Source organism: Acinetobacter sp. ESBL14, assembly GCF_036668815.1.
GTDB classification, from domain to species: domain Bacteria; phylum Pseudomonadota; class Gammaproteobacteria; order Pseudomonadales; family Moraxellaceae; genus Acinetobacter; species Acinetobacter gyllenbergii.
Genome location: NZ_JAZEVS010000005.1, coordinates 117601 through 142850, shown reverse-complemented (window position 1 = coordinate 142850; position 25250 = coordinate 117601). Strand labels below are relative to the sequence as shown.

20 protein-coding genes are annotated in these 25250 nt (G+C 40.7%); 9 read left to right on the top strand and 11 right to left on the bottom strand.

From position 1 onward, the window contains the following. Positions 1 to 81 precede the first annotated feature (81 nt). The 4 genes from uvrC to V6E90_RS15790 all read right to left on the bottom strand — a co-directional run bounded on the left by uvrC (position 82) and on the right by V6E90_RS15790 (position 5369). Positions 82 to 1881, bottom strand: coding sequence for an excinuclease ABC subunit UvrC (gene uvrC / locus V6E90_RS15805; protein WP_332605866.1), 1800 nt, complete (start codon positions 1879 to 1881; stop codon positions 82 to 84). 70 nt (positions 1882 to 1951) lie between these two features. Beyond that, on the bottom strand, positions 1952 to 3118 hold the full coding sequence (locus tag V6E90_RS15800; RefSeq protein ID WP_332605865.1) for a hypothetical protein: 1167 nt from the start codon (positions 3116 to 3118) through the stop codon (positions 1952 to 1954). Positions 3119 to 3171: 53 nt separating this feature from the next. After that, a complete protein-coding gene (lpxO, locus tag V6E90_RS15795) occupies positions 3172 to 4086 on the bottom strand; it encodes a lipid A hydroxylase LpxO (protein ID WP_016542314.1) in 915 nt (304 codons plus the stop codon). 311 nt (positions 4087 to 4397) lie between these two features. Next, positions 4398 to 5369: a hypothetical protein gene (locus tag V6E90_RS15790; protein WP_332605864.1), complete on the bottom strand. Its 972-nt coding sequence runs from the start codon at positions 5367 to 5369 to the stop codon at positions 4398 to 4400. A 469-nt stretch (positions 5370 to 5838) separates the two neighbouring features. Between V6E90_RS15790 and fadB the strand changes: the two genes are divergently transcribed. The 3 genes from fadB (at position 5839) to V6E90_RS15775 (ending at position 9969) form a co-directional block, all read left to right on the top strand. After that, on the top strand, positions 5839 to 7992 hold the full coding sequence (fadB, locus tag V6E90_RS15785; protein ID WP_332605863.1) for a fatty acid oxidation complex subunit alpha FadB: 2154 nt from the start codon (positions 5839 to 5841) through the stop codon (positions 7990 to 7992). Between the two features lie 12 nt (positions 7993 to 8004). Further along, on the top strand, positions 8005 to 9177 hold the full coding sequence (fadA, locus tag V6E90_RS15780; RefSeq protein ID WP_332605862.1) for an acetyl-CoA C-acyltransferase FadA: 1173 nt from the start codon (positions 8005 to 8007) through the stop codon (positions 9175 to 9177). A 168-nt stretch (positions 9178 to 9345) separates the two neighbouring features. Further along, positions 9346 to 9969 (top strand): PH domain-containing protein, encoded by a 624-nt coding sequence (locus V6E90_RS15775; protein ID WP_004656254.1) that lies wholly within the window; start codon positions 9346 to 9348, stop codon positions 9967 to 9969. Between the two features lie 63 nt (positions 9970 to 10032). Here the strand turns inward: V6E90_RS15775 and V6E90_RS15770 are convergent, their stop codons facing one another. After that, positions 10033 to 10527: a hypothetical protein gene (locus V6E90_RS15770; RefSeq protein WP_262757026.1), complete on the bottom strand. Its 495-nt coding sequence runs from the start codon at positions 10525 to 10527 to the stop codon at positions 10033 to 10035. Positions 10528 to 10770: 243 nt separating this feature from the next. Between V6E90_RS15770 and V6E90_RS15765 the strand changes: the two genes are divergently transcribed. Beyond that, positions 10771 to 11487 carry a hypothetical protein gene (locus V6E90_RS15765; protein ID WP_016542310.1) on the top strand — a complete coding sequence of 239 codons (717 nt, stop codon included), beginning with the start codon at positions 10771 to 10773 and terminating at the stop codon, positions 11485 to 11487. Positions 11488 to 11573: 86 nt separating this feature from the next. Continuing rightward, positions 11574 to 12272: a hypothetical protein gene (locus V6E90_RS15760; RefSeq protein ID WP_023270921.1), complete on the top strand. Its 699-nt coding sequence runs from the start codon at positions 11574 to 11576 to the stop codon at positions 12270 to 12272. A 41-nt stretch (positions 12273 to 12313) separates the two neighbouring features. On the opposite strand, the gene V6E90_RS15755 is transcribed toward V6E90_RS15760, so the two are convergent. Together V6E90_RS15755 and V6E90_RS15750 are read right to left on the bottom strand one after the other, a co-directional pair. Next, on the bottom strand, positions 12314 to 14119 hold the full coding sequence (locus tag V6E90_RS15755) for an ABC transporter ATP-binding protein (RefSeq protein WP_332605861.1): 1806 nt from the start codon (positions 14117 to 14119) through the stop codon (positions 12314 to 12316). A 56-nt stretch (positions 14120 to 14175) separates the two neighbouring features. Continuing rightward, the gene (locus V6E90_RS15750; RefSeq protein ID WP_332605860.1) at positions 14176 to 14925 is read right to left on the bottom strand and encodes a hypothetical protein; all 750 of its coding nucleotides are present in this window, start codon (positions 14923 to 14925) and stop codon (positions 14176 to 14178) included. A 177-nt stretch (positions 14926 to 15102) separates the two neighbouring features. Between V6E90_RS15750 and V6E90_RS15745 the strand changes: the two genes are divergently transcribed. From V6E90_RS15745 to V6E90_RS15730, 4 genes are all read left to right on the top strand, one after another. Further along, on the top strand, positions 15103 to 15798 hold the full coding sequence (locus V6E90_RS15745) for a DsbA family oxidoreductase (RefSeq protein ID WP_016542306.1): 696 nt from the start codon (positions 15103 to 15105) through the stop codon (positions 15796 to 15798). Positions 15799 to 16366: 568 nt separating this feature from the next. Beyond that, entirely contained in the window at positions 16367 to 17788 is a 1422-nt protein-coding gene (locus V6E90_RS15740) for a hypothetical protein (RefSeq protein WP_016542305.1), read from the top strand. Positions 17789 to 17996: 208 nt separating this feature from the next. Then, positions 17997 to 19130 (top strand): hypothetical protein, encoded by a 1134-nt coding sequence (locus V6E90_RS15735; protein ID WP_023270923.1) that lies wholly within the window; start codon positions 17997 to 17999, stop codon positions 19128 to 19130. Positions 19131 to 19262: 132 nt separating this feature from the next. Continuing rightward, entirely contained in the window at positions 19263 to 20147 is an 885-nt protein-coding gene (locus tag V6E90_RS15730) for a selenocysteine synthase (RefSeq protein ID WP_065343619.1), read from the top strand. Between the two features lie 84 nt (positions 20148 to 20231). On the opposite strand, the gene htpG is transcribed toward V6E90_RS15730, so the two are convergent. The 4 genes from htpG to V6E90_RS15710 all read right to left on the bottom strand — a co-directional run bounded on the left by htpG (position 20232) and on the right by V6E90_RS15710 (position 25175). Continuing rightward, positions 20232 to 22151 carry a molecular chaperone HtpG gene (gene htpG / locus V6E90_RS15725; RefSeq protein WP_065343618.1) on the bottom strand — a complete coding sequence of 640 codons (1920 nt, stop codon included), beginning with the start codon at positions 22149 to 22151 and terminating at the stop codon, positions 20232 to 20234. 114 nt (positions 22152 to 22265) lie between these two features. After that, a complete protein-coding gene (locus V6E90_RS15720; protein WP_262757033.1) occupies positions 22266 to 22616 on the bottom strand; it encodes a lysozyme inhibitor LprI family protein in 351 nt (116 codons plus the stop codon). 136 nt (positions 22617 to 22752) lie between these two features. After that, positions 22753 to 23337 (bottom strand): OmpW/AlkL family protein, encoded by a 585-nt coding sequence (locus tag V6E90_RS15715; RefSeq protein ID WP_016542300.1) that lies wholly within the window; start codon positions 23335 to 23337, stop codon positions 22753 to 22755. 416 nt (positions 23338 to 23753) lie between these two features. Then, on the bottom strand, positions 23754 to 25175 hold the full coding sequence (locus tag V6E90_RS15710; RefSeq protein ID WP_016542299.1) for a Na+/H+ antiporter family protein: 1422 nt from the start codon (positions 25173 to 25175) through the stop codon (positions 23754 to 23756). Between the last annotated feature and the right edge of the window lie 75 nt (positions 25176 to 25250).

Below are 25250 nucleotides of genomic sequence, written 5' to 3'. Positions count from 1 at the left end.
ACACTATCTTTGAACGTTTTTAACCATTTGTGAATGATCGTTTACACGGCAATATTGGGAAGATTATGTCAATCGGTCAAATTATTCATGCAAAATTTTATAAATGGTTCTGGCCAGAACCTCACCCAGCCCCGGAACCAAGGTCAGCTCATTTTCCGATGCCTTTAATACCCCTTGTATACCGCCAAAATGGGTCAATAAATCACGGCGGCGTTTCGGCCCCAAGCCTGGAATAGCCTCCAGAACCGAACTACTACGGCGTTTATCACGCTTGGCACGATGTTTGGTAATGGCAAAACGATGTGCCTCATCACGAACCTGCTGAATCAAATGTAAGGCTTTATGATCTTCTGGCAATTGAATCTTAGTACCATCGGTAAAATGCAGTGTCTCTAGTCCAGGTTTACGTCCTTCCCCTTTAGATACCCCAATCATAAAGGCATCCAGTTCAAGTTCCTGCATCACTTCCATCGCCATATGCAGTTGTCCTTTGCCACCATCAATCAGCAATAAATCTGGCAACATATTCTTTTTATAGCGGCGGATGAGTGCTTGACGCATCGCAGCATAGTCATCCCCCCCAGTAATATCCTGAATCGCAAATTGGCGATAATCACGCTTTCTTGCCCCGCCCTGATCAAACACGACACAGGATGCAATTGGCGCTTCGCCCATGGTATGACTAATATCAAAGCATTCAATCCGATCAACTGGACGTCCTACCACCTGTTCAAGTTGATGGAAACGTTCATTCAGTTCTAGATGATTACTGAGTTTACCTTTAATTGCATGTTGCACATTCATCTGCGCCAGCTCTAACCATTCGGCACGGGTCTCCCGTACTTTGTGTTTAATCTGTACTTTTTTATTAAAGGTCTGCTGCAAGCCATCTTCTAACTGCTGCCGATCTGGTACCTCAACATTGACAATGAGTTCTGTCGGTACTTCATCTGCCACTTGGAAATAAAAATTGGCCATGAAATCACTAAGCATTTGCCCCAAATCATCGCCCAACATATCTGGGAAATAGCTTTTTCCTCCCAGCATCCGTCCATTACGCACATACATAATCTGGACGCAGGTCACCCCTGCTTGGTAGGCAATTGCCAGAATATCTGCCTCACCTTTGATTTTAAACACCGCTTGCTGAGCCTGTACCTCACGTAATAAGCCAAGCCGATCGCGATAAAACACCGCCTTCTCGAATTCCAGTGCTTCTGCTGCCTGCTCCATTTTCCCGATCAGCTCTTGATTCAGCTCTTTGGTATCGCCTTGCAAAAAACGAATGGAGTTATCGACATCTTCTTTATAGTCGGCTGGGCTAATCAGTCCCACACAAGGCGCTGTACAACGTTTAATTTGGTATTGCAAACAAGGACGTTTACGCTGTGAAAAATAGCTGTTTTCGCATTGGCGTACATTAAACAGTTTCTGTAACACCAATAAGGTATCCCGCGCGCTATAAGCACTTGGGTAAGGCCCAAAAAATTTACCAATTTGATGCTTGCCTTTGCCCCGTCCACTGGCAATCCGTGGATAGGGTTTGTCTGATGAGACAAAAATATAAACGTAGGATTTATCATCCCGCAACATAATGTTATAAGGCGGGCGATGCAGCTTAATCAGGTTTTGCTCAAGCAATAAAGCTTCGGTTTCGGAACGCACCACCAAGCTTTCAATATCATAAATACGGGCAACTAAGGCCTGTGTCTTCGGATGCTCAATGGTTTTTACAAAATAGCTCGACACACGATTCTTTAGATTTTTGGCTTTACCGACATACAATAACTCCCCATCTTTACCCAGCATTTTATAAACGCCAGGTAACTGAGTCATATGCGCCAGTATTTTTTCAATGTGTTCTCGAGCGTTTGGGTTCACAAGTCGACTTTAATCATAAGTAATATCTGGATGATGTTGGCAAACCCATCGCTTTTCAAGTGTTCAACCGTCAATTTTCATGCTGAAAGGGAGAGACGAGCCATTGGATTAGTTTCTGCTTGTCTGCTCTTTTCTTTAGACCACTGATTTTTACACTTTCCCAATCAAACTGATAATCTTGTTTCAGTGTTTTCAACCATTCTGGAAAGCCAAATACACCATATTCAGAAAAAGCAGGCATTTCTAAATCATTCTGATAAGAATCACTAAAATAGTGTTGCGAATAACTTTGATTTAATGGGCTTACAAATAATTTTACATGCCAGTTAAACGCACTATCATCTTGTAGCTCCAGAAAAACATAGCCATGATCGTATTTAAGGTCAATCCAAATACTGACACCCCAATCCTTTAAGGGTAAATCCAGCCCAAGTTTCGTTTTCCAAATAAAAGTTTCGCTTGCCCGCCGTTTCACATTTTCCAATTCGATCAGTTGCTGTACATATGGAAAGGCATCAGCAGTGAAAATATCATCACCATATTGTTGCAGCATTTTTTCGCAGTATAAACAAAGAATTCTAAAGTTATCAGGCCCGAAGACAGCATAATCACCGTGTAAAAATTTTTCTAGAAAAATAGCTTGATACTGTGGGTTAAACAAAGCCAATAATGCCATTGCACGAATTTTCAAACCCAGTACCAACTGATTGTCTTCACAATAGAAATCGTACTGGCTCATATGTTCTAAGCATTGCAAGGCGTACTCGGCGAATCCTTGTTGTTGTTTAAAAAAGTCCATTTTTTTTAAATGACCACGGATAGAGGTATAGCTCTCTATACGGGTATACAGTTTTCTGAGTTTTTCATATTGCTCAAACGAGTGGCCTTGAGCAAGAGGATTAAATTGATCGAATCCGTAAAGAAATAAAGGCTCTCTCACATCGTATACATTCAATACCGACCCGAAATCGCTTAAATATTGCCGATAGGCTTCAATAAAAATCGAATAATTTTGAGCTTTTAATTTTATCGAACATTTGAGGTGTAGAACAACGCTATATAACTGGATCAATTCTTCTTGATTCAAAATCTTATCGGCTTTTACCGAAAGTTCCGCAAAACGTTGCCAATGCTGGCTATAAAAATCTTTTAATGGCTGATCATCTTGATTGCAACGCGGGTATAGCGCATCGCTGATAAAATATTGTAAAAACTGTAAGTCACTTAATTGTTGCATCATTCTTCCTTATTATAAAAAAACGCCCTTTCGGGCGTTGATCTTATTCAAACTTAAAAAACATACGGACGCACAAAAATCAGGAAAAATAGCCCAAGCATGATGAACCATTTCAAGAAGTAATACAGTGAACGGTTCGATTTCTTCAACGCTTTGGCTTTAATCCGAATCTGGTAAATATAACCAAAGGCTTTATTCAAACCACCTGTTTGGTCACCCGCTTCATTGGGTGAACTCGCAGCCGTCATCACACTTTTACCAAACCAGTGATTAAATTTCTCCATAAAACGTGTTTTTAATGGGCGCTCTACATCTGCGAAGAAAATAATACGGTTTTGGTCAGTCGTGTTTTCAGCATAGTGAATATAGGTTTCATCAAACACCACACTTTCACCATCACGCCAAGAATAACGCTCGCCATCGACATCAATAAAACAGCGATCATCATTTGGTGTAATTAAACCTAAGTGATAACGCAAAGAACCTGCATAAGGGTCACGGTGGCGAACCAAACGACTATCTGGCGCAAGCTCAGTAAACATGGCCGCTTTAATCGTTGGCAAGGTCTTTAACAATGCGGTTGTTTTTGGACAAAGTTCAGCTGCTGATGGATGTGCTGAGTCGTACCATTTCAGATAGAACCGCTTCCAACCTGTTTTAAAGAATGAGTTAAAGCCCAAGTCATCATAGCTGCTAGATGCTTTAATGCCACCTTTCTCGTACAGCGCTTTGGCTTCATCACGAATCATTTCCCAATTTTCATCCAGAACTTTTAAGTCCTGAAAATGCTGGGTGTCGATATACGGCTGATTCGGCACTCTAGAAAACATGTACATCAAAAAGTTAATGGGTGCAAGAATCGTAGAATGGTCAAAAAACTGACGATAAAACGAATGCTTTACCTTCCCACGGCGCTGAATATACAAAGCCGAAATGATAAAAATCGCTAATATGATCCATTTAATCATTGAAATCGACACAAAAAAACTAATCGGCAAATTTTAACACCATCCCCTATAATTTCTATACTCTTTTACTTAATTCATCCCTTTCTTATTTTTTATAAAAATTAAATCAATATTATCAATATCTTATTATAAAAACGATTTCAGTTTTCAAATTTTCTTAAGGCTGAGTTTATGCTGCCAATCCAAGTATCAACAACATTATTCTTGAGATAAACTTTGCAAACAAGACCATGAACAGATATGAAAAACTTGCTGATGCGCGAATCCACATCAGCAATTAGACATTATGATAAAGTCAAAAACTAGTTCACTTAGAGCTTTTTAATCGTTTCGGCTGCAGTATTATTAAACCAATTACAACTTTTCTTAAGCTCTTCTAAAATAGATTTTTGCATATAGTAGTCTTGAGGAGCTGAGCTTTCGCTAATCGTGCTTAAACGTCGAGTATGTTGATTAATTATGTCATTCAAGCGAATATCTTCAAAATTGTTCATATCACCAAATACCAATTCACCATTATAATTGATCACAGCACTTTCGCTCACCATGCCATATGCATCGTATTCACGATAATAGCGCCATGAATAATCTTTCCATTTACCGCTATCAATTTTTAAGGTATGCCCAAATTCTTTCACTTTCGCTTTAAAGTCATTTTCAACTCTTGAAATAACCTCTGCATAGTTTGCCCCAGTCATCCCTTCTTTAGAAAAAGTAAGATAAGGCTTGTCAACATTCTCTTCTTGAATTTGATAGCAGTAAGAGCCTTGTGGAAAAAATAAGGGACTGCCACGGTTATAAGCTTGAGCAGCCTTGATTTCTTCCAACTGAGAAGGTACTCCAAATTTATCAAACATTACTTTATAACCCGGATAAAAACGATCAAAAACGTTTTCACCTGAAAGATCAATCTTTTTAAAGGTATGGTAATACCCTGTTTTAGGTGCATCGCTAAAATAGAATTTTAAAGCGTTGATGGCTTTAGTATCAGAATAAACCCAAGTATTTGTAAAAAGTTGATCTGCTGTCAACAAAAACTCATCTTCACTTAAAGGCGTATAATAGGTTGTTCCTTTAATGACATTGTCAACATACGAATATTTTTTTGCATATAAAGTTTCAGTGTCTACATTATATAAATCTACTGTCACTTTTTCTTGAATAGGTGTCGTTGTGTTATTGCCATCTTTTGAACTTGATTCAGCACCAGAACCACCACCCCCTCCACATGCACTCAACATAAAAGGAAGGATTGCCAAAACTATAAATTTATTTTTTAACATAATATTACTTTCTTAAACATTTTTATAACATGAAGTTTATCCAAAAATAAAAAATAGACAATACTTTCTGTCTAACATTTCACAAATAATTCTACTTTTTATGACTTGTTTAAAAAATGGGATTAACCGCTATCTTTATTATTTAACATGGATGAGATTTACTTCCACTCACTTAGTATTTCGCTGTTTCTTTAGCTATCAGCCCAACGAGCGGATATCTCCTCCAACTTGATCTTGCACAATTCTCCAGCAAGCAAAAAACCAAATTAAACATATATTTTTCATATAGATAAGACTAAAAAAATTATTTACAAACAATTGATGACCCTAGCGTCACGGCTTGATACAACTTGTTATGTCCTTTTTGGATATAGTTATCGTAAGATTAGCGAAGCATTTTTTGTGTGCTTAAGCGCACACACGCTTTATGACATCAACTCAGAATCCTCCACAACAAGGGAGATCAGGCATGATCCACGCTGGCAATGCCATTACCGTCCAAATGCTTGCGGACGGAATTGCAGAATTCCGCTTTGACTTACAAGGTGAGTCGGTTAATAAGTTTAACCGTGCAACCATCGAAGACTTCCAAGCAGCGATTGCTGCAGTGAAAGCCAATAACGATATTAAAGGCTTAGTTGTTACCTCTGGCAAATCAACTTTCATCGTTGGTGCTGATATCACTGAATTTGGCGATAACTTCGCTGCAGGTGAGCAAGCGATTGTTGATTGGCTTATGCCTGTACATGATGTCTTCAACAGCTTTGAAGATTTAGATCTACCTAAAGTTGCTGCTATCAATGGTACAGCGCTTGGTGGTGGTTTTGAAATGTGCTTGGTATGTGACTATCGTGTGATGTCAGAGCAAGCACAAGTGGGCTTACCAGAAATCAAACTCGGGATCTATCCTGGTTTCGGTGGTAGCGTGCGTTTAAGCCGTTTAATCGGTATCGACAATGCCGTTGAATGGATGGCTATGGCGAACCCGAAAAAACCTGCTGCTGCATTGAAAGATGGTGCGGTAGATGCGGTTGTTGCTGCTGACAAATTACAAGAAGCTGCGGTTGATCTCGTTAAACAAGCGATTGCTGGCCGTTTAAACTGGAAAGCAAAACGCCAAGAAAAATTAGACGCAATCAAATTGAACCCACTTGAACAAATGATGGCGTTCAATACAGCGAAAGGTGCGGTCCTTGCGAAAGCAAATCCTGCACAATACCCTGCTCCAAAGCTATTGCTTGATTCTTTACAAGCAGGCGCAAGCTTAACCCGTGATGAGGCATTAAAAGCTGAAGCACAAGGTTTTGCTAAAGCAGCAATTACACCACAAGCGGGTGCATTGATTGGTTTATTCATCAATGACCAAGTCGTGAAGAAAACTGCGAAAAAATATGAGAAAGGTGCTCATCCAGTGAACCAAGCCGCTGTTCTAGGCGCGGGTATCATGGGTGGTGGTATTGCTTACCAAGCGGCAAGCAAAGGCACACCAATCATCATGAAAGACATTGGTAACCCACAACTTGCATTGGGTATGGCAGAAGCGAATGGCTTACTGACCAAGCAAGTTGAACGCAAGAAAATGAAACCTGCACAAATGGGTGAAACACTGGCTCGCATCCGTCCAACTTTAAGCTATGACGAGTTTAAAGAAGTGGATATCGTGATCGAAGCGGTGACTGAAAATCCAAAAGTTAAAGAAATCGTACTCGCTGATACTGAAAAGCATGTTCGTGAAAACACGATCATTGCATCTAACACATCGACGATTTCAATCACTCGTTTAGCGAAAGCATTACAACGTCCTGAAAACTTCGTTGGTATGCACTTCTTTAACCCAGTACACATGATGCCATTGGTTGAAGTGATTCGTGGTGAGAAGACTTCTGAAGAAGCAATCGCAACAACTGTAGTGCTTGCTCAAAAAATGGGTAAAACACCAATCGTTGTTAACGACTGCCCAGGTTTCTTGGTTAACCGTGTATTGTTCCCTTACTTTGGTGCATTTGACCTGCTTGTAAAAGACGGTGCAGATTTCCAACAAGTGGATAATGTAATGGCGAAATTCGGCTGGCCGATGGGCCCTGCATACCTGATCGATGTTGTTGGTATCGATACAGGTGTTCATGGCGCAGAAGTGATGGCAGAAGGTTTCCCTGACCGTATGAAGCCAGATTACAAAGGTTCGATCGAAGCGATGTATGAAGCAAAACGTCTTGGTCAAAAGAATGACGTTGGTTTCTACAAATACGTGTTAGACAAGAAAGGTAAGAAAGCGAAAACTGTTGATCCAACAGCATACGAAATCATTGCACCATTCGTAACTGGCGAAAAACGCGAGTTTGATAGCCAAGAAATCATTGACCGTATGATGCTTGCTTTCTGTAACGAAACTGTTCGTTGCTTAGAAGACAAGATCGTAGCAACTGCTTCTGAAGCAGATATGGCGATGATCATGGGTGTAGGTTTCCCTCCATTCCGTGGTGGTCCATGCCGTTACATCGACCAAACAGGTGTTGCTGAATACGTTGCACTTTGCGACAAATATGCACACTTAGGTAAGGCTTATGAAGCGCCACAAATGTTGCGTGACATGGCTGCTAACAACACAAAATTCTACGGTTAAGGAGCGACGTGAATGGCTACTTTAAATCCACGTGACGTTGTGATTGTTGATGGCGTTCGTTCTGCCATGGGCAAATCACGTAACGGTATGTTCCGCAATGTACGTGCCGACAGTTTATCTGCTGAATTAGTACGTGCACTTGTTGCTCGTAACCAGTTTGATACCAACGAAGTTGAAGATGTAATTTGGGGCTGTGTCAACCAAACTTTAGAGCAAGGGATGAACATTGCTCGTAATATTGGTTTATTGGCTGACATTCCAAAAACTGCTGGCGGTCAAACAGTAAACCGTCTTTGTGGTTCTTCAATGCAAGCAATCCACACGGCTGCTGCACAGATTGCAACCAACCAAGGTGATGTGTTCATCATCGGTGGTGTAGAGCATATGGGCCACGTCGGTATGATGCACGGCATCGACCTTAACCCAGAAGCATCTAAACACTATGCCAAAGCATCAAACATGATGGGCTTAACCGCTGAAATGTTAGGTCGCATGAATGGTATTACACGTGAAGAACAAGATGCGTTTGGTGTTGAATCTCACCGTCGTGCTTGGGCTGCAACTCAAGAAGGTCGTTTCAAAAATGAAATCGTGGGTGTTGAAGGTCATGATGCTAATGGCTTCAAAATCCTTTGCGACATCGACGAAGTAATTCGTGCTGATGCTAACCTTGAAGCATTCAAAGCATTGAAACCGGTTTTCGATCCAAAAGGTGGTTCAGTCACAGCAGCGACTTCTTCTGCGCTTTCTGACGGCGCATCTGCAATGTTGCTGATGTCTGCTGAACGTGCTCAAGCATTGGGTTTAAAACCACGTGCCGTGATTCGTTCAATGGCGATTGCAGGTTGTGATGCTGCAATCATGGGTTATGGTCCAGTACCTGCAACTCAAAAAGCGCTTAAACGTGCGGGTTTAACGATGGCGGATATCCAGACTATCGAATTAAACGAAGCATTTGCTGCTCAAGGCTTATCAGTGATGAAAGGCCTAGGCGTTTATGACAAACAAGACATCATCAACTTGAATGGTGGCGCGATTGCATTGGGTCACCCATTGGGCTGTTCTGGTGCGCGTATCACAACAACTTTGTTGAACGTGATGGAACAACAAGATACACAAATCGGTCTTGCGACCATGTGTATCGGTCTTGGTCAAGGTATCGCGACCATTATCGAACGTGTTTAATCGACACTGAGATAAAAAGAAAATCCCCGTGCTAAGCGGGGATTTTTTTATGTGATAGAAATTCGTTTCATCGTTGTATCAAATTCTTAAAATACAAATGCCCACTGTAGACAGAACAATACACGGCAAATTATGATCGCAGTTCCAACAAATAATAAGGTTCTAACAATGTTTAAAAATATGGCAGCCGATCTAATGGGAACCAGTGATATCGGTAAGATTATTGAACCTCAAGATTATGATAAAACGGATATTGATGACTATATTTTCCATGAAGACAATGAAAAAATCTTCTTCTTAATCAAAGCAAAAACAGATGAATATTGCTTTACCAACACGGCATTTATCCACCTTGATGGTACCAGTGCGGTGAGTAAGAAAAGAACCCTAAATCGTTATCCTTATAAACACTACCAAATTAGCCGCGTACTGCTTGAAACCGCCGGAACCATTGATCGCGATGTCGAAATCAAATTCCAATTGGGTGGTGCGGCTTATTCAATTGATATTGAGAAAGCACAAATCGAAAAAGTACGCGACTTATATAAAGCCTTGTTTAGTATTGGCGAAGCATGTAAAGAAATCGAGCGCCAATACACCACATTGGTTCAAACCCAGCAAGCCGTAAATGGTATGTTCTCGCTGCGTGAACTGCCAGAGCAGGTATTATTGAATTTACCAGATATTATTTCGCAGACTACTCTTCAGGTTGAGAACAAATTTACCGAGCGACGTAAACAAATTGAAGACTATGATTTTTCGGCTATTTTTGAACGCTATCTGAAGCAATAATAAAAAATCCCCGCACATTGCGGGGATTTTTAATTTCATTCAGGATCAGCAATTTATCGGCTATCAAAAACCTCTTAAGCCGTCTTGAAACTGTTGTCGCAATCTCAAAATATCATCCACATTGATTTTAATCGTGCCATTTCGAATCCCTTCAGCACTATTACGATTAAGATTCAGAGGCTCTAACATTTTAAACAGACCATTGGTCGGATCAGAAGATTGAAAACCCGAAGCAACGGCGAGAATATATTGCTGTAATATCGGTGAAAATTGAGATAAATCGGGTGCTGCTGCCATTGGCTGATAGTCAACAACCGTTCTCATCTCAGGAATACCCGCATTCTGCATATCATTATGAACTTTATAAACATAATGTTGCAGTGCCTGGCGAACCTGCTTGTCTTCTTGAAAGGGCACAAATCCCACTTCTTCACGAAGTTCAGATTCTGCCATGACACGGATGGTCGGCAAAGAGGTCACTTCATCATTTGCCTGAACCACAGGGATGCCCATAAAAGCCAATACAGTGATCAGGGCGGATCGTTTTAGAAAATTCATCGTTTGCTCCAAACATCCCTCATCCATAAGAAGATAATGAGTTAAATAAAAGCAGTTATCTAATAGGCTACAACAAAGTGTGATTTGATTCAGTAGAGGTCAGATAAACGGTCAAGATCATCCAAATCTGGATTGAGCCCGTCGAATATTTTACCAGTCAGACAAATTTAAGCATGTAGTTCATATTCCCTAGTTTTTTGTTTATAGTCGTTTTTCTTGTCCAACCAGTCCCTAAAAGAAAGAATGAATTTTAAAATATTGAATCATAAAATTTTTGTTTGCTGTTTATTATCTGGATTAGTTCTTACAGGCTGTTCAAGTAATCGAGTCATTGGTGAAACCACACGGGATTTATTCACTAAATATGAATCTGGTCATCAATGGACAACATTAATCGAAGATGATGTGATTGCCTTTGGTAAACCCGCTATTGCCTTGCCCAATGAGCCGACGGATAGCATTATCATTGCAGGGAAACAATATAGCTATGTGATTCACAAAGGGGGAGCCGAATTTGTGCAATTGCTTAACCAGCTTAATCCTCAGTATATTCAGATCAGTCGTGATTTAGATTTTATTGCACCCGCGCCCGATAGCAATCGTTTTAGAGGCCAATTTAGATTTACGTATGCACCACCAAATGGAAATCTCAGTGAAAAAGAGCAAGCACTATTTAAGCAATATGGGATTGCTCCCTGTAACTGTATTGACACGCAAAAACCGCATAGCTTTGAACTCGGCCTTGAAGGCACTGTGTATCCTGCAGTGAGTAACCTTAGATCACTACAGCCACTCTCCAAGCCTTACCGAGTTAAAATTCAATATCTTGACTATAAAAGTGCTAAAGTTCAGTTATCGACTAAAGAAAAACTGGCTCATTTACCGCTGCTTCCCTTTACTTTAACGCTAGATGCAATTGTCTTGCCTTCTAAAGTTCTGGGTATTATTTATCAGCCTTAACAGGATCAATCCTCAGCCTAGAATAATGACACGACAAATCAAACCAAAGACACAGATCTGAGCTTTAAAATGACAGGAGTACACGGATGTTAACACCACCGATTAAAACCCTCATCAGCCTATGCGCAATCACGGTACTCGCAACAGGTTGTGCCACCTCAACCCTGATCAAGAAAGACAATCGTAGTTATACGCGAACCACAAAAGTCACCTTGGTTGAAGACAACGTGGTGGCTTTTGGCCGACCTGCGCCAAATGCTACAAACTTACCTAAAGACAGCATCGTGATTGCAGGCCAACAAAAAAGTTATATTCTCACTCAGGGCGGGACTCAGTTCGTTACGCTGATCAGTAAGCTTGATCCTAAAAATATTCAAATCACCCGTGATCTTAATTTCTATTCAGAAAAAAATGATGGTCATTTTTCAGGTACTTTGCCACTTTCCTATGTGAAACTCAAAGAAGACTTAAGCAAGAAAGACCTAGAATTCTTTATTGAAAATGGTGCCAAAGAATGTTCTACATCAAGTGATGAGCGTATGCAGGCACAACGCTTCTGTTTTGATATCAAGCTGGCAGGTGTGGTCTATCCTGCGGCGAATAATCTCAGCTCGTTAAAGGCGTTAAGTAAACCCTATCAAGTCACCATTTATACTCAGAAAGAGGAAAGCTATAAATCCAAATCAGGCTTAAATCCTCTCGAAAAACTGGTGCTGCTACCGTTTGCAGTCGCGATTGATGTGGTGAGCCTCCCCTTCCAAGCCGCAGATAAGATATTTGATTAATCCTGAGTTAAAACCATTTCAAATCGCATGATGAAGAGTAGCTAACTATGAGTTTCCTCTTCATCATCCCCCTCAAAAGTCTTGGAAATTTTTTCGATATTGAGACTCTTGGCCATCGCATCAAAGATATCTTTATACACCCCTTGTTGCTGATAAAGCTGATGGTGCTCACCATGTTCCACGATCCTGCCATCCTGCATCACATAGGTATAATCGGCATCAATAATCTGTGACAAGCTATGTGAAATGATAATCACCGTCCGCCCCTGCTTAATCTCATCCAGACTGTGCTTGATCTGCTCAGTTGCAATCGCATCCAGACTTGCCGTTGGCTCATCCAGAAAAATAATTGGTGGATTTTTCAGGAACATGCGAGCAATCGCAATACGCTGTTGCTGTCCGCCTGACAATAGTAGCGCATCGGATTGATAGGCCAATGGTAATTTGAGAATCTGCTCATGAATCGAGGCTTTCTTTGCAGCCAGGATGATTTCATCCTGTGTCGCATCCATCTTGCCATAACGGATATTTTCCTCAATCGTACCCTGAAAAATATGATTCTTTTGCAGGACTAAACCAATATGATCACGTAGATATTGGGTGTCAATTTCCGTTAACGAAGAGCCATTCAGTAGAATCTCACCAGACTGCGGTAAATAGAATTTGTCCAGTAAGCTGATCAAAGTTGATTTACCCGCACCAGACAAGCCCACCAAAGCCGTGATTTTATTGGGTTGTATGGTGAGGTTGATGTCTTTCAGCGCATGGAAACCATTGGGATAGAAGAAGTTCACCTGCTTGAGTTCAAACTTACCGGTCAGGGGTTGTGGTTTCAGCTGCCCAGAGGTTTCTATTTCATCATCGGCTTCTAAAATTTTGAAAAAGCTTTCCGCATAAATCATCGCATCATTCACTTCATCATAGATACGATGTAAGGAGCGAATCGGTGCTGAGACATTATTAAATAACAGAATATGAAACATGATCATGCCAATGCTCATATCACCGACCAGAACAAAATAAGCCGTTAAAATGATAATAAATACCACACCGATCTGTTCAATAAAGGTTTTTAAGCCATCAAACAGAAAACTGAGTTGGCGCGTCCGCATCTGGTCATCGGTCAGTTGTTTTTGTAAGGTCAGTTGTTTTTCTGCCTCTATTTGCTCACGGTTAAATGACTTAATCACCGTGATCGACTGAATAATACTTAAGGTGCCCTGACTTTTACGTTCTCGACCATCACGTAAATTACGTCGTGTGCCACTGAGTTTTTGTGCTTGTTTAAAGGTAATCCAGAAATAAATCGGTACAATACTCAGCGCCACCAAGCCAATCCAGAAATTGGCATAGAACATCAGACACAAGGCGATGATGGCGCTGCTAAACAAGGGGAAAATATCAATAAAGAAGATTTGCACCAGTCGGGTAATCGAACCAATCCCCCGATCAATCCGAGTCTGTAACTTTCCTGCTTGGTTATCATCTTGGGTAAAGAAGGCCAGACGGTATTGTAGAAACTTCACAATGATCGACTGCGCCACATCCTGTGAAATCAAAATCCGCAATTTTTCGCCAAAAAACTTTTGTCCAAACTGAAGAAAAATATTCAGTACTTCTTTACTCAATAAAATCACGCTGATGGTGAGCAGAATATGCCAGCCGGCATTTAAGCCCTGCCCTGATTCAACCACGGCATTGATTTGATCGACTGCATATTGCAAGGTTAGCGCATTGACCTGTGCGGTTAATGCGCCAATCAAGGTCAGCACCAAAGTCACTGCAACCAGCCACTTATAGGGGAGTACAAATGGTTTTACTTTATGAAACAGCTGCCATAAATTCATATGCTTCGATATCTACCTGTTCTTGTATTTCATGCATGTTGAAGGATCACTCTTGATTACAGTTCCTCTTCTAAAACCTCAGCATTATTTTGTTTAATCTTCTCCATTTTGGTATTCAGCTTTAACACATCTTGATAAAGGGCGTTGAATTTCTTCACTTGAGCCGTCTCGCGGAACAAAATCATTTTGTCTTTTCTTTGCCACTGATATTTCTTCAGCATATCGAACATGGCTTGTGCCTTTTCAATGATTTGCTGCTCAATCGGAAAAATATCATGAGCCTTATCCGCTTTTAGATTATGTTCTAATTTTGCTTGTAGCGAGCTTCTCATTTCATTATGAATCGCCAAACTTTTTGCCTGCTGCATAGCATTGGCCTGAATGTGTTGCCGTGCTTGCTCATATTCGGCTGATGCTTTACGCACCTCTACAAACATCTGCTCAGTATTCTTATAGTTCTGCTTGCGGTCCTGATCCAAACGCGCAACATCTAAAAAAGTATCCCAATTGGCAGCTTTGAGTTCACGTAAATAACGATTACGCGCTTCTACATTTTGCATCCAATAGCTCAATAAAAACTCGGACATCAACTTATAATCACCAGCCAAACGATCATCATGGATATCCAGTTGCACAGGCGTCGACCAATCTTGTGCTTGATCATAAAGTTCACGCATTTTTTCAGACATGACCACCTCAAACATCTGCTGATTATTGATGGCACGCTGTTTCAAGGTATGCTGATAAAAGAAAAAAGAACCAATACAAAGCACTACAACTGTCACAAAGATTAAAAAACGGCGCATAGAGCCTCCAAATCTCATTATATTTTTTTATGTTCTGAACTCAGTTTAATCGATAAAACACATGCAGTTATAGCCCTTTTTATTTCACTTCTCGTAACGGAGCATTACATTTTCATCGCTTTAAATTGATCGTGTTCGCCCCTATTATCTGTTTAACGAGAATTGAAGAGATCCACCATGCGTGTAGATATTTGGTCAGATGTGGTCTGTCCGTTTTGTTATATCGGTAAAAAACGTCTTGAACATGTGGCTGAAGAAGCAGGTATTGAACTGGAAATTCACTGGCATAGTTTCGAACTAGACCCAGATGCGCCAGCCAAACATGAGACTTCAAACACCGAACGACTCGCAAAGAAATATGGTCGTAGCTATGCCGAGATGGAAGACATGGAGCGCAATGTAGCAGCCATGGCCGCAACGGAAGGCATCGATTTCCAATGGCAAAAAGCCAACTCAGGCAATAGTTTTAATGCACATCGTATTATTCATCTTGCCCAGAGCAAAGGTTTGGGCAATGAAGCAGAAGAAGCTTTCTTCCATGCTTATATGACCGAAGGTCTTGCCATTGGTGAGCGTGAAGTGGTTGAAGAAATTGCCTCTCGCATTGGCTTAGACAATGCCGAAGTTGAATATGTACTGGACTCGGATGAATTGGCTGATTTTGTACGCCATGATGAGCAGATCGCCCATGAACAACTGAAAGTAACAGGTGTTCCGTTCTTTGTCTTTGAGCAAAAGCTGGCGCTTTCAGGCGCACAACCACGTGAAGTTTTCTTGCAAGCCTTACAGCAAGCACAAAGCTCATCAAATGCCGAAATTGAGCAAACCGAGGCCGCTCAATGTAATGATGATCAATGCGAAATTAAACCTTAAGCCAGGTTAATCCTAAGACTGCTTTCATCTGTATATGGAAGCGGTTTTTTTAAATCTTTAAATTTGTATATTCCCCTTTGGTTTCAGTCTTTTATCTTTAAAAAAATACCGTTTATCGCTGTTAATGATGATTTCAATCGTATTGGTTTTTTATTTGCTGAGCTTTTCACCAGCAGATATGTGAAAGTGATCACAATTCATTCAAAAATTTATAGATGATTTTTTATCTAATGATCTATTAATCCGATTCATTCTTTTAAAATGTTTTTATTTTCAAAGACAAACCGAGATATATATCTCGATTTAGAATACTTAAATGAGATTTTTTACTAACTTGACCACTATAGATTTTGCCTCTTTTTCTTCTATAATCGTCATAAAGTGACAATCTTTTGTGATCAAAATACCTCGTATAAATGCAGTGTATGCAGCGCAAAACAGTAACTGTCACATGGATAAAACAGCATACTTTATCGACTATAACTGATTACAACGTGTGAGAACTGCTGCCACTTTTTCGGATTCATGATTTAAAACAGGCTCTCGCCTATCTCTAAGGAAACAATTGATGGACGTATTAGAGAAAGCACTCTTGGTTGATGAGCTTAAAACGCTTGTTGACGGGCTGAATGATGACAAAACATCACTTTTTGAAATTGCCAAATCAAAACAACGTATCAAAGATATTTGCGCATCTTGCGACGATCCAACCTTTCAAGATCAATTGACGCCATTCAAAGAATTTATTTTGAATGAAGAGTTTTCTGCCGCAGACTTAGCCGACTATGGTTATGCCATGACCTACCGCGGCACCTATAATTTTATGGGCCGTGTCGAAAATGCCTTGTTTGCTTCAGCCGATATGGGCTGGGCTGCATTACGTCAGGGCCAGCATTGGCAGGTCTGGGTGATTCGCCCTGCGCTCTCCTTCCTGAAAAGCCCTTGGTTCAGTTCATCACAAGATGCATTGCGCTGGTTACAAAAGCATGCTCAGGATTATGTGAAAACTGATGATGTGCTACACAACCTGATTCCAGTTTTAGAGCCTATTCAGGCAGAAGATACTGAGAAAAATTCGAGCTTAGACAGTCGATCAATCATACAGCAACAGACTGCTAACTTTCAGTCGCAGCTAGATGCCATTATTCAAGAAAAAATTCAGCCCGCGACAGTAACAACTGCATCTCAGGCCACTCCGCGTGTAAAACCTGGTTTTAGACAAAACCTGAGTCCTGCTGCAAATCTCAACAAGGCCAAACCCTTGGCTTTGAATGATTTTAGTTTAGATGGTCTGCTCTGTCGCTTGGAACGGATCGATGCACGAACCTTTCCATCCCTATATCGAGTCGATCTACACGACGAGATTGATCAAAATATTAAAATTGATTGGCTCTATCTCAAAGCCGAGAACGAAGCACAACCCCTGTGGGGATCAGCACAGATTTTTATTGCTGAGCAACTCTATGCCCAAGGTCAATTTTCCCATTATGTGGTGCTGGTTGGAACACATAGCGTTGAATATGCGACCACCATTTTACAAGCCTACACCGATCAGCGTCATACCCGAACCAGTTCCATTCATCAAACCAGCTGGAATAACTTTAAACAACACTATCACCTACATGAGCACTTGTTTAATGAATGTATCATGAATGGCACCTTAGTCTGGCAGCGGGATCAACGTGTCTATCCCTACATCCCAGCATCATTTATCAACACGCAAAAATTTATTGCCTTTGATGAAACCTCTGCGACCTTTTTTACGCCTGTCATTTTACTCAGAGAACGTCAGAAAATCCGTGTCATTCATGGCCTAGAACGGGTCAAGCTATCCAGTGAAGATCAAGCCTATCCCTATCTATTACTCGATCGCACCGATGGATATACTTGGCAACTAATTCGACAAGTGATCAGCCGTTTACCACAACCAATTTCTGTGCACGATCTATATCAGGCTTTAGAAAACAGCGCCGCGCCTGAGTCCATATAACAACCCGAAAAAGTAAATTTTCTGGACACTTTAACTCAAGGATGAGTGATTTGCTCCCGATCAATCTGCTGCATAACAGATAACGCTAAACCCTTATGATCACTCTATTTTTTTTACACAGTTAAATTGCTGCTTTTTGTTTCTGATGCTTGATTTTATTCCCCTAATCATCAAAAGTTAATATAAGAACAATATATAAGTCTTTATTATGAATAATTTACAGCAAATGGTGCCATCGCGTATCTTTTTTGCTTTGCTAACGTTGTCAATTGGCTCTTTAAGTGTTGCAAATGCAGAAACCAATGCCCAAAATCAGCAAACAAAAAATGTACCAAACTCAACAGCAGCAAATAACACTGAAAATGCCTTAGACTATATTCCACGTTGGGTCGATGCTGCACCCACGATCTTTCCTGGGCAATCTGACCAATCTAATGTGCCACCCACCACCGAAACTGAAAACAAAACTTGGGCGGATAAAAAGCAGCGCAGTATTCGTGAGTGGGCTGACCGAACTTCAATCAAAATTGATGACTGGTTTGGTGATGTTGATCCAGACAAACCAGCCTCTGCCACCATTCGGGTCATGCTGGATAATTCCTGGAATGAATATGATAACTTCGAGGTTAAACCTCGTATTCGCGGTAAAATTAAACTACCCACGTTAGAAAGAAAAGTCAGTGTGGTGTTTGGTGACGACTCCCTTGATGATGAGTTTAAGAACAACGTCGCCAATACCAATAATCAACCCAATCAAGACCCCGATAAAAAATTCGACTCCAAACAAACCCGCGACAGTAACGGCTCTTTGGCCTTACGTTGGTCAGACTTTTCTAAAAAACTCCCTTTCGAGACTGATGCTGACTTAGGTATTCGTTCAGGCAGTGATATTTATGCCCGCTTAAGAGCAGAAAAACATTGGGACTTGCGTAATGACTTCCGCTTTAATGCAGAACAAATCTATCGCTATGGCAGCAAAAGTGAAAATTATTTAAGAACCAATTTAGAATTGATTCATGCACGTCCAAATCAACCTTTTTTATCAAACCAATTCAGCCTGACCTATGCCGATAAGCAGGATGATGATCTATGGTGGGATAACCGCCTTTTCCGCCAACATCAGTTCTTTGCCCATAACAACTTCAACTATGGTATTTATACGGGTGGCTACTATAACAATAACCAACTGCGCTTAAATAACTGGGGGCCTTTCGTGTCGTGGCGGCAACCTCTGTGGCGTGAATGGTTCTATGTACAAGGTGATCTTAGCTATCTTAATGATCATCGCGAAAACCGCGATCATTTTGTCAGTACTTTTGTTCGGTTAGAAACCTTATTCTAGTGCTAAATGGATGCACAAAATGCCCAATCAAAATCTAGATTGGGCATTTTTATTTTAAAAATGAAGTCCAGTAAATAAATGCTTAAGCTAAAACTGTTAAACTAATTTTCTTTTATTTTTCTTCGCTTTAACATGGATCAACGATACGCTGCACTTGTGTATTTATTGATTGTAGGTCATCTCTGTCTAGGTGAGCTACTCAGTCCTTTTTTCCCTATGTTCTTGCCTTTAAACAGGCATTTGGTACGTACGCCAGTGCAATTCTCCAATCCACATCTTCTACAACGACAGGGGGCAAAAATAAGGGCTTGTAATCTTCCATTAGAAACATCTATTGATCCACGCAGTGATATAGAACTGAGTCAGGAGTTAATGGCTGTTTTTGGTGATGATTCCCTGTGGCAACGTGCCCAACTCACACAAACAAGCCAAAAACTAGGCAAAATCACGAAGCAACACTCACATAAACACCTCAGCATGCCCAACCCTGTTAGCGCCAGTTGGAGCACCATCTCAAGTTGGTTACCCTTTAACAATGATCTGGACTTAGGTTCTAACTCCAATACCGACATCTATGTGCAGTTCCTTGCCAAGAAGCAATGGAACCTACATTCAGGACTGGATCTCGATACGGCACAAATCTTTCGTTATGGTTCCACCAGTAAGAATTATGCAGAAACCAATTTCAATTTAACCCAGAAGTTTCAACAACAAGCGCTGTTCTCGACCCAATTCAACCTGTCTAAGACCCAAGATGAAGACTACACTTGGCGTAATCGTACCTTCCAGAAATTGCATTTACTCTCCAAAGACAATCTCAGCTATGGCATCATCAGTGAGGGTGATTATGAAAATAAAGAACTTCGGGTGAATCAATGGGGGCCCTATTTCTCCTGGAAACGTCCGATTTGGCGTAATTGGTTATATATGCAAAACGATCTGAATTATTTAAATATTCCAGCAGATAAACAGGACAATCATTTCAGCTATCAAATGAGCTTTGAAGCTCACTTCTGATGAAAATAACCACACAACTGTGGATAAGTTTTAAGTTATCCATAAAAAAACCTCTGCCGAAGCAGAGGTTTTTGATCAAAGCACTTATTTCAATAACAAACTATTAATTCGTTTTACATAAGCCGCAGGATCTTCAGGTAAGCCACCTTCTGCAATCACTGCTTGATCAAAGATCACATTGGCCAAATCATCGAACTGCGCTGAGTTCTCTAATTTTTTCACCAAAGGATGCTCTGGGTTAATTTCCAAAGTGGGCTTAATTTCAGGTACTGCCTGACCTGCCTGTTTCAACATACGAATCAGTTGTGGCGAAAGCTCCCCTTCGCTGGTCACTAAACATGCAGGAGAATCCACCAAGCGTGTCGTCACACGCACTTCTTTGGTTTTATCTTTTAACGATGTGCTTAAACGATCCACCACTGGTTTAAACTGTTCTGCGGCTTGTTCTAAAGCTTTTTTCTCTTCCGCATCTTGCAGATCACCTAGGTCAACTGCACCTTTAGACACATTCTGCAGCGGCGTTCCATCGAACTCAAATACAAAGTTCATGGCCCACTCATCCACACGGTCTGCCATGAGCAGGACTTCAATGCCTTTTTTCTTGAATACTTCAAGTTGTGGCGAGTTTTTCGCAGCACTTAAACTATCTGCAGTCACATAATAAATGGCTTTCTGGCCTTCTTTCATGCGTGCTTTATAGTCCGCAAAAGAAGTACTGATCTCATCATTATTTGAAGTCGCATAGCGTAATAATTTGAGAATACGTTCACGGTTACCTGTGTCTTCACCTAATCCTTCTTTAAGGACTGAACCAAATTCAGTATAGAAGGTTTTGAATTTTTCTTGGTCCTTCTCATCGTCCGATTTGGCCAAGCCATCAATTAAAGTCAATACACGACGTGCATTACCTTCACGAATAGTTTTTACATCACGGCTTTCTTGGAGTAACTCACGACTGACATTCAATGGCAAATCAGCACTGTCTACTACGCCTTGAACAAAACGTAAATAGTTTGGAATCAGGTTATCTGCTTCATCCAAGATAAATACACGTTTCACATACAGCTTAATACCCGCCTTAGCTTCACGGGTAAATAGATCCTGTTTGGCCTGACTTGGGATATACAATAACTGCGTATATTCGGTACTGCCTTCTACGCGGTTATGCGCCCAAGCCAAAGGCTCAGCAAAGTCATGACTCAGATTTTTATAGAATTCGATGTATTGCTCATCGGTGATTTCGTTCTTGCTGCGTGTCCATAATGCACTCGCAGAGTTAATCGCTTCCCACTCATCGGTCTTGACCATTTGACCGCCTTTAGGTTCTTCACCTTCAGCGACCTCCTCCTCTTGCCATACTTCTTTTTGCATTTCGATTGGCAAGCTGATGTGGTCAGAATACTTATTGATGATTTGTTTAACTTTCCACGACTCTAAATAATCCAGTGCATCATCACGTAAATGCAAAATGATATCTGTACCACGAGTGGCTTTATCAATGCTTTGCACTTCGAACTCGCCTGTTCCACCACTAATCCAGCGTACACCCTCTGCTGCGTCCAAACCTGCACGGCGTGATTCCACCGTAATTTTGTCAGCAACAATAAAACCTGAATAGAAACCCACACCAAACTGACCAATCAACTGGGCATCTGATTTTTGGTCACCTGTCAGTTTAGACATAAAGTCTTTGGTACCTGATTTTGCAATGGTCCCTAAGTTATCAATGGCTTCTTGCTGGCTCAGACCTATCCCGTTATCAGAAATGGTTAAGGTTTTATGGTCTTTATCTAAAGTGACGCGGACACGTAAGTCTGGATCATTTTCATAATATTCAGGGTGATTAATCCCTTCAAAACGTAGCTTATCGCAAGCGTCCGATGCATTTGAAATCAATTCACGTAAGAAAATTTCAGGATTTGAATATAGCGAGTGCGTCACTAAATGTAATAACTGAGCAACTTCTGCTTGGAAACTATAATTCTGGGTCACTTGTTCACTCATAAATCACTCCTTATCTGTGCTTATCTCTTTGGAATGATTTATGAATGGTGCATATCTTGAATTTTTCAATCCTTGGGATTTATTTTTCAGTTAAAAATCGCACAAAAATCACAATTAGAACGGTCCTTGACTCAAGACGCGTGTTTGTAGAAGTTGATCAAGCTGTTGCTGTCTCTGTGCATAAGCACGACGAAGACATGGGGTATTGGCGCCACAAGAATTACGCTGTTTCAACCACTGGAACTGCTGGTCCTTTTCTGCATCACGGCCACCCATCGGCAGAGCACGCAAAATAATTTGATAGGTGGTCGCGAGTTTAACATCGGCATCATTTAAGCCACGATCATTACAAATCTGTTGCTCCGCTTTTAATTTTGCTGCCTTACAAGAGTAACTCGCTGCATGCACTTGAGATAGAAACAGCATGGGCATAACTATGAGGATCAAGGCGACTAATTTTTTCATTATCAATGGCTCACTTTTATTCGTGATGATGTCTCAGCATACAAAACTCTCTGTGTAGCCGCTGTATCTGTTTTATATGGGAATTGCAAAAATAAAAAAGCCCCACAGGGTGAGGCTTTTTCAGTAGAGCTTCGGCTTAGAACTTGTAGCTATAACCTAAAGTATAGACCACTGGATTGAGATCTAAATCGAATTTAGTCCCATCCACCAATGTCACTTCTGGGCTAATGTCTGCATAACGGACATCAACATAAACACCCCAGTTTTTAGCATCCGCAGGCTGGAAGTTAAAGCCCAACTGACCTGCGAAACCAAAGTCTTCTTTCACATCTTTCGCTACACCTTTTTCATGCCAAGGAATGAAGGCAGTACCACCGATACCGATATAAGGGGTAAAACGTGTTGAATTTTTAAAGTTATATTTCGCGGTAATGGTCGGTGGCAAATGACGAACACTCGCAACTGACTCACCATTTAATAGCACATCATGTTTCACTGGTGTCGCCAATAAAATTTCAGCTGAGAATGGTGTTTCACCAAAGAAATATTCAACTGAAGGTGTAAATGCAAACTCATCATCGCCTTTGACCGTTGCTCCTGGAGCCAACGTTGTATCTGCAGTTGGATTAATGACACTCGCACCCACTTTAACTTGAAAGCCCCCTGCAAATGCAGTTGAAGACAACCCCAATAATGCAACAACCAACACTTTCTTTAACATTAAATTAACCTCTTTAACAATTTATGTTCTTGTTCAACATAATAAACACGGGTTTTTACATTATGCAATACTTATTAATTCCGACCTTTTAAATCTATTTTGTAATACCTTGAATATTAATAATATATAATTGTTAAAATATGTAATATTTATAAATTCAGACTATTTTAGTCTACTTAAATTACTATAAAACCTAGTATTTTTATCGGATTACCTGTATTCAAGAACTCACTTAAAGTTTTTAAAAAAATTAAATTAAGCTGAATTTAAAAATATCATCACATAAAACTTAATATTAAAACCATATTATAAAATTAGATTAAAAAAGAGACAAAAAATGTCATTTAATGATATTTTTTATATTTTAACTCCAAAAAAATAAGCAAAAAAAAATGGCTCTTAATGAGCCATTTTTATTATAAAATCATCGCTGCAATCCAGCCAAAAATAAGTAGCGGGATATTAAAATGTATAAAGGTCGGCACAACGGTATCCCAAATGTGATCATGTTGACCATCCACCCCCAAACCAGCCGTAGGTCCCAAGGTAGAATCCGAAGCCGGTGAACCAGCATCCCCTAGCGCCGCCGCAGTTCCGATGAGTGCAATCGTAGCTAAAGGAGAGAAACCAAATTGTACGCATAAAGGGACGTAAATTACCGCCAGTACAGGCACACTTGAGAATGATGAACCAATCCCAATCGTGACAAATAAGCCGATAAATAACATTAGAAATGCTGCAAGCGCATGGTTATCGCCAATGATATGCACCACGCCATTGACCAGATGGGTAATATCACCGGTATGCGTCATCACTGAGGCAAAACCTGCGGCAGAGATCATGATAAAGCCCACCAGAGCCATCATGCGCATCCCTTGTACAAATACATCATCGGCATCTTGCCATTTAAAGATCCCTGATGCAGATAACACCGCAAAACCGACCAAACCACCGAGAATCATTGAACCCGAGTACAACTGCGCTACCAAGGTTAATGCAATCGCAAGTACTGCCATAAACATGGTTTTCTTCGAGATATACGGAACATTCTCTGCTTCTTGTTTCAGTTCTTCAGCATCGCTTTTCAAGTCATATTCTGCTTGTGAAGTGACTTTCAGTGGCTTGTCCAGATCAATCGTTTTGACTGGCGTAATCGAACGATCTACATAAATACGTGGCTTACGATAGCTAATAAATACGGCCACCAACGTACCAATCACCATCCCCAAGACAGGAATCGCCATGCCCAGTGGCATCATGCCGCGTTCCACATGCAAACCATAGGCTGCACCAATTTTGTTGATATTACCCATCAAAATCTGTTCAAGGAAGATCGCACCAAAGCCAACTGGCAGGAAAATATAGGTTCCCACCAAGCCGAGGGTCATGACACAGGCTGCCGCACGTCGATCTAGCTTTAAATGGTTCATGACTTTCAATAAAGGTGGAACCAGAACAGGAATAAAGGCAATATGCACGGGAATCAGGTTTTGAGAGAAAATGGCAGCAATCAGTAAAATGGTTAATAACAGATATTTCACCTTTTTTTGCTGATTTTTACCGGCTTCCATCCCCAACAAACCAATCAATTTATGTGCAAGCAAATCAGGTAAACCAGACTTAGACAAGGCTAATGCAAAAGCACCTAATACCGCATAGGCCAGTGCCACTTCAGCACCATCCCCCAAGCCAGCATTAAATGCCTCTACCGTTTGAGAAAGACTTAAACCAGCGACCAAGCCCCCAATAATGGCGGAAATCACCAAAGTGAGAACAACAGAAACACGTGCCAGTGATAGGATAAACATCACGGCAATCGCAATTACGACAGCATTCATGAATAAATTCAGGAGCAATAAAAAGGCGATATTCTAGCAGATTCATTAAAACCTAGCTGAAAATATCGCCGAATT

Bases quoted from the DNA above. Each gene is read 5' to 3' on its own strand.
- V6E90_RS15800 (WP_332605865.1), bottom strand. From the start codon at position 3,118: ATGCAACAATTAAGTGACTTACAGTTTTTACAATATTTTATCAGCGAT.
- lpxO (WP_016542314.1), bottom strand. From the start codon at position 4,086: ATGATTAAATGGATCATATTAGCGATTTTTATCATTTCGGCTTTGTAT.
- V6E90_RS15790 (WP_332605864.1), bottom strand. From the start codon at position 5,369: ATGTTAAAAAATAAATTTATAGTTTTGGCAATCCTTCCTTTTATGTTG.
- fadB (WP_332605863.1), top strand. From the start codon at position 5,839: ATGATCCACGCTGGCAATGCCATTACCGTCCAAATGCTTGCGGACGGA.
- fadA (WP_332605862.1), top strand. From the start codon at position 8,005: ATGGCTACTTTAAATCCACGTGACGTTGTGATTGTTGATGGCGTTCGT.
- V6E90_RS15775 (WP_004656254.1), top strand. From the start codon at position 9,346: ATGTTTAAAAATATGGCAGCCGATCTAATGGGAACCAGTGATATCGGT.
- V6E90_RS15770 (WP_262757026.1), bottom strand. From the start codon at position 10,527: ATGAATTTTCTAAAACGATCCGCCCTGATCACTGTATTGGCTTTTATG.
- V6E90_RS15765 (WP_016542310.1), top strand. From the start codon at position 10,771: ATGAATTTTAAAATATTGAATCATAAAATTTTTGTTTGCTGTTTATTA.
- V6E90_RS15760 (WP_023270921.1), top strand. From the start codon at position 11,574: ATGTTAACACCACCGATTAAAACCCTCATCAGCCTATGCGCAATCACG.
- V6E90_RS15755 (WP_332605861.1), bottom strand. From the start codon at position 14,119: ATGAATTTATGGCAGCTGTTTCATAAAGTAAAACCATTTGTACTCCCC.
- V6E90_RS15750 (WP_332605860.1), bottom strand. From the start codon at position 14,925: ATGCGCCGTTTTTTAATCTTTGTGACAGTTGTAGTGCTTTGTATTGGT.
- V6E90_RS15745 (WP_016542306.1), top strand. From the start codon at position 15,103: ATGCGTGTAGATATTTGGTCAGATGTGGTCTGTCCGTTTTGTTATATC.
- V6E90_RS15740 (WP_016542305.1), top strand. From the start codon at position 16,367: ATGGACGTATTAGAGAAAGCACTCTTGGTTGATGAGCTTAAAACGCTT.
- V6E90_RS15735 (WP_023270923.1), top strand. From the start codon at position 17,997: ATGAATAATTTACAGCAAATGGTGCCATCGCGTATCTTTTTTGCTTTG.
- V6E90_RS15730 (WP_065343619.1), top strand. From the start codon at position 19,263: ATGGATCAACGATACGCTGCACTTGTGTATTTATTGATTGTAGGTCAT.
- htpG (WP_065343618.1), bottom strand. From the start codon at position 22,151: ATGAGTGAACAAGTGACCCAGAATTATAGTTTCCAAGCAGAAGTTGCT.
- V6E90_RS15720 (WP_262757033.1), bottom strand. From the start codon at position 22,616: ATGAAAAAATTAGTCGCCTTGATCCTCATAGTTATGCCCATGCTGTTT.
- V6E90_RS15715 (WP_016542300.1), bottom strand. From the start codon at position 23,337: ATGTTAAAGAAAGTGTTGGTTGTTGCATTATTGGGGTTGTCTTCAACT.
- V6E90_RS15710 (WP_016542299.1), bottom strand. From the start codon at position 25,175: ATGAATGCTGTCGTAATTGCGATTGCCGTGATGTTTATCCTATCACTG.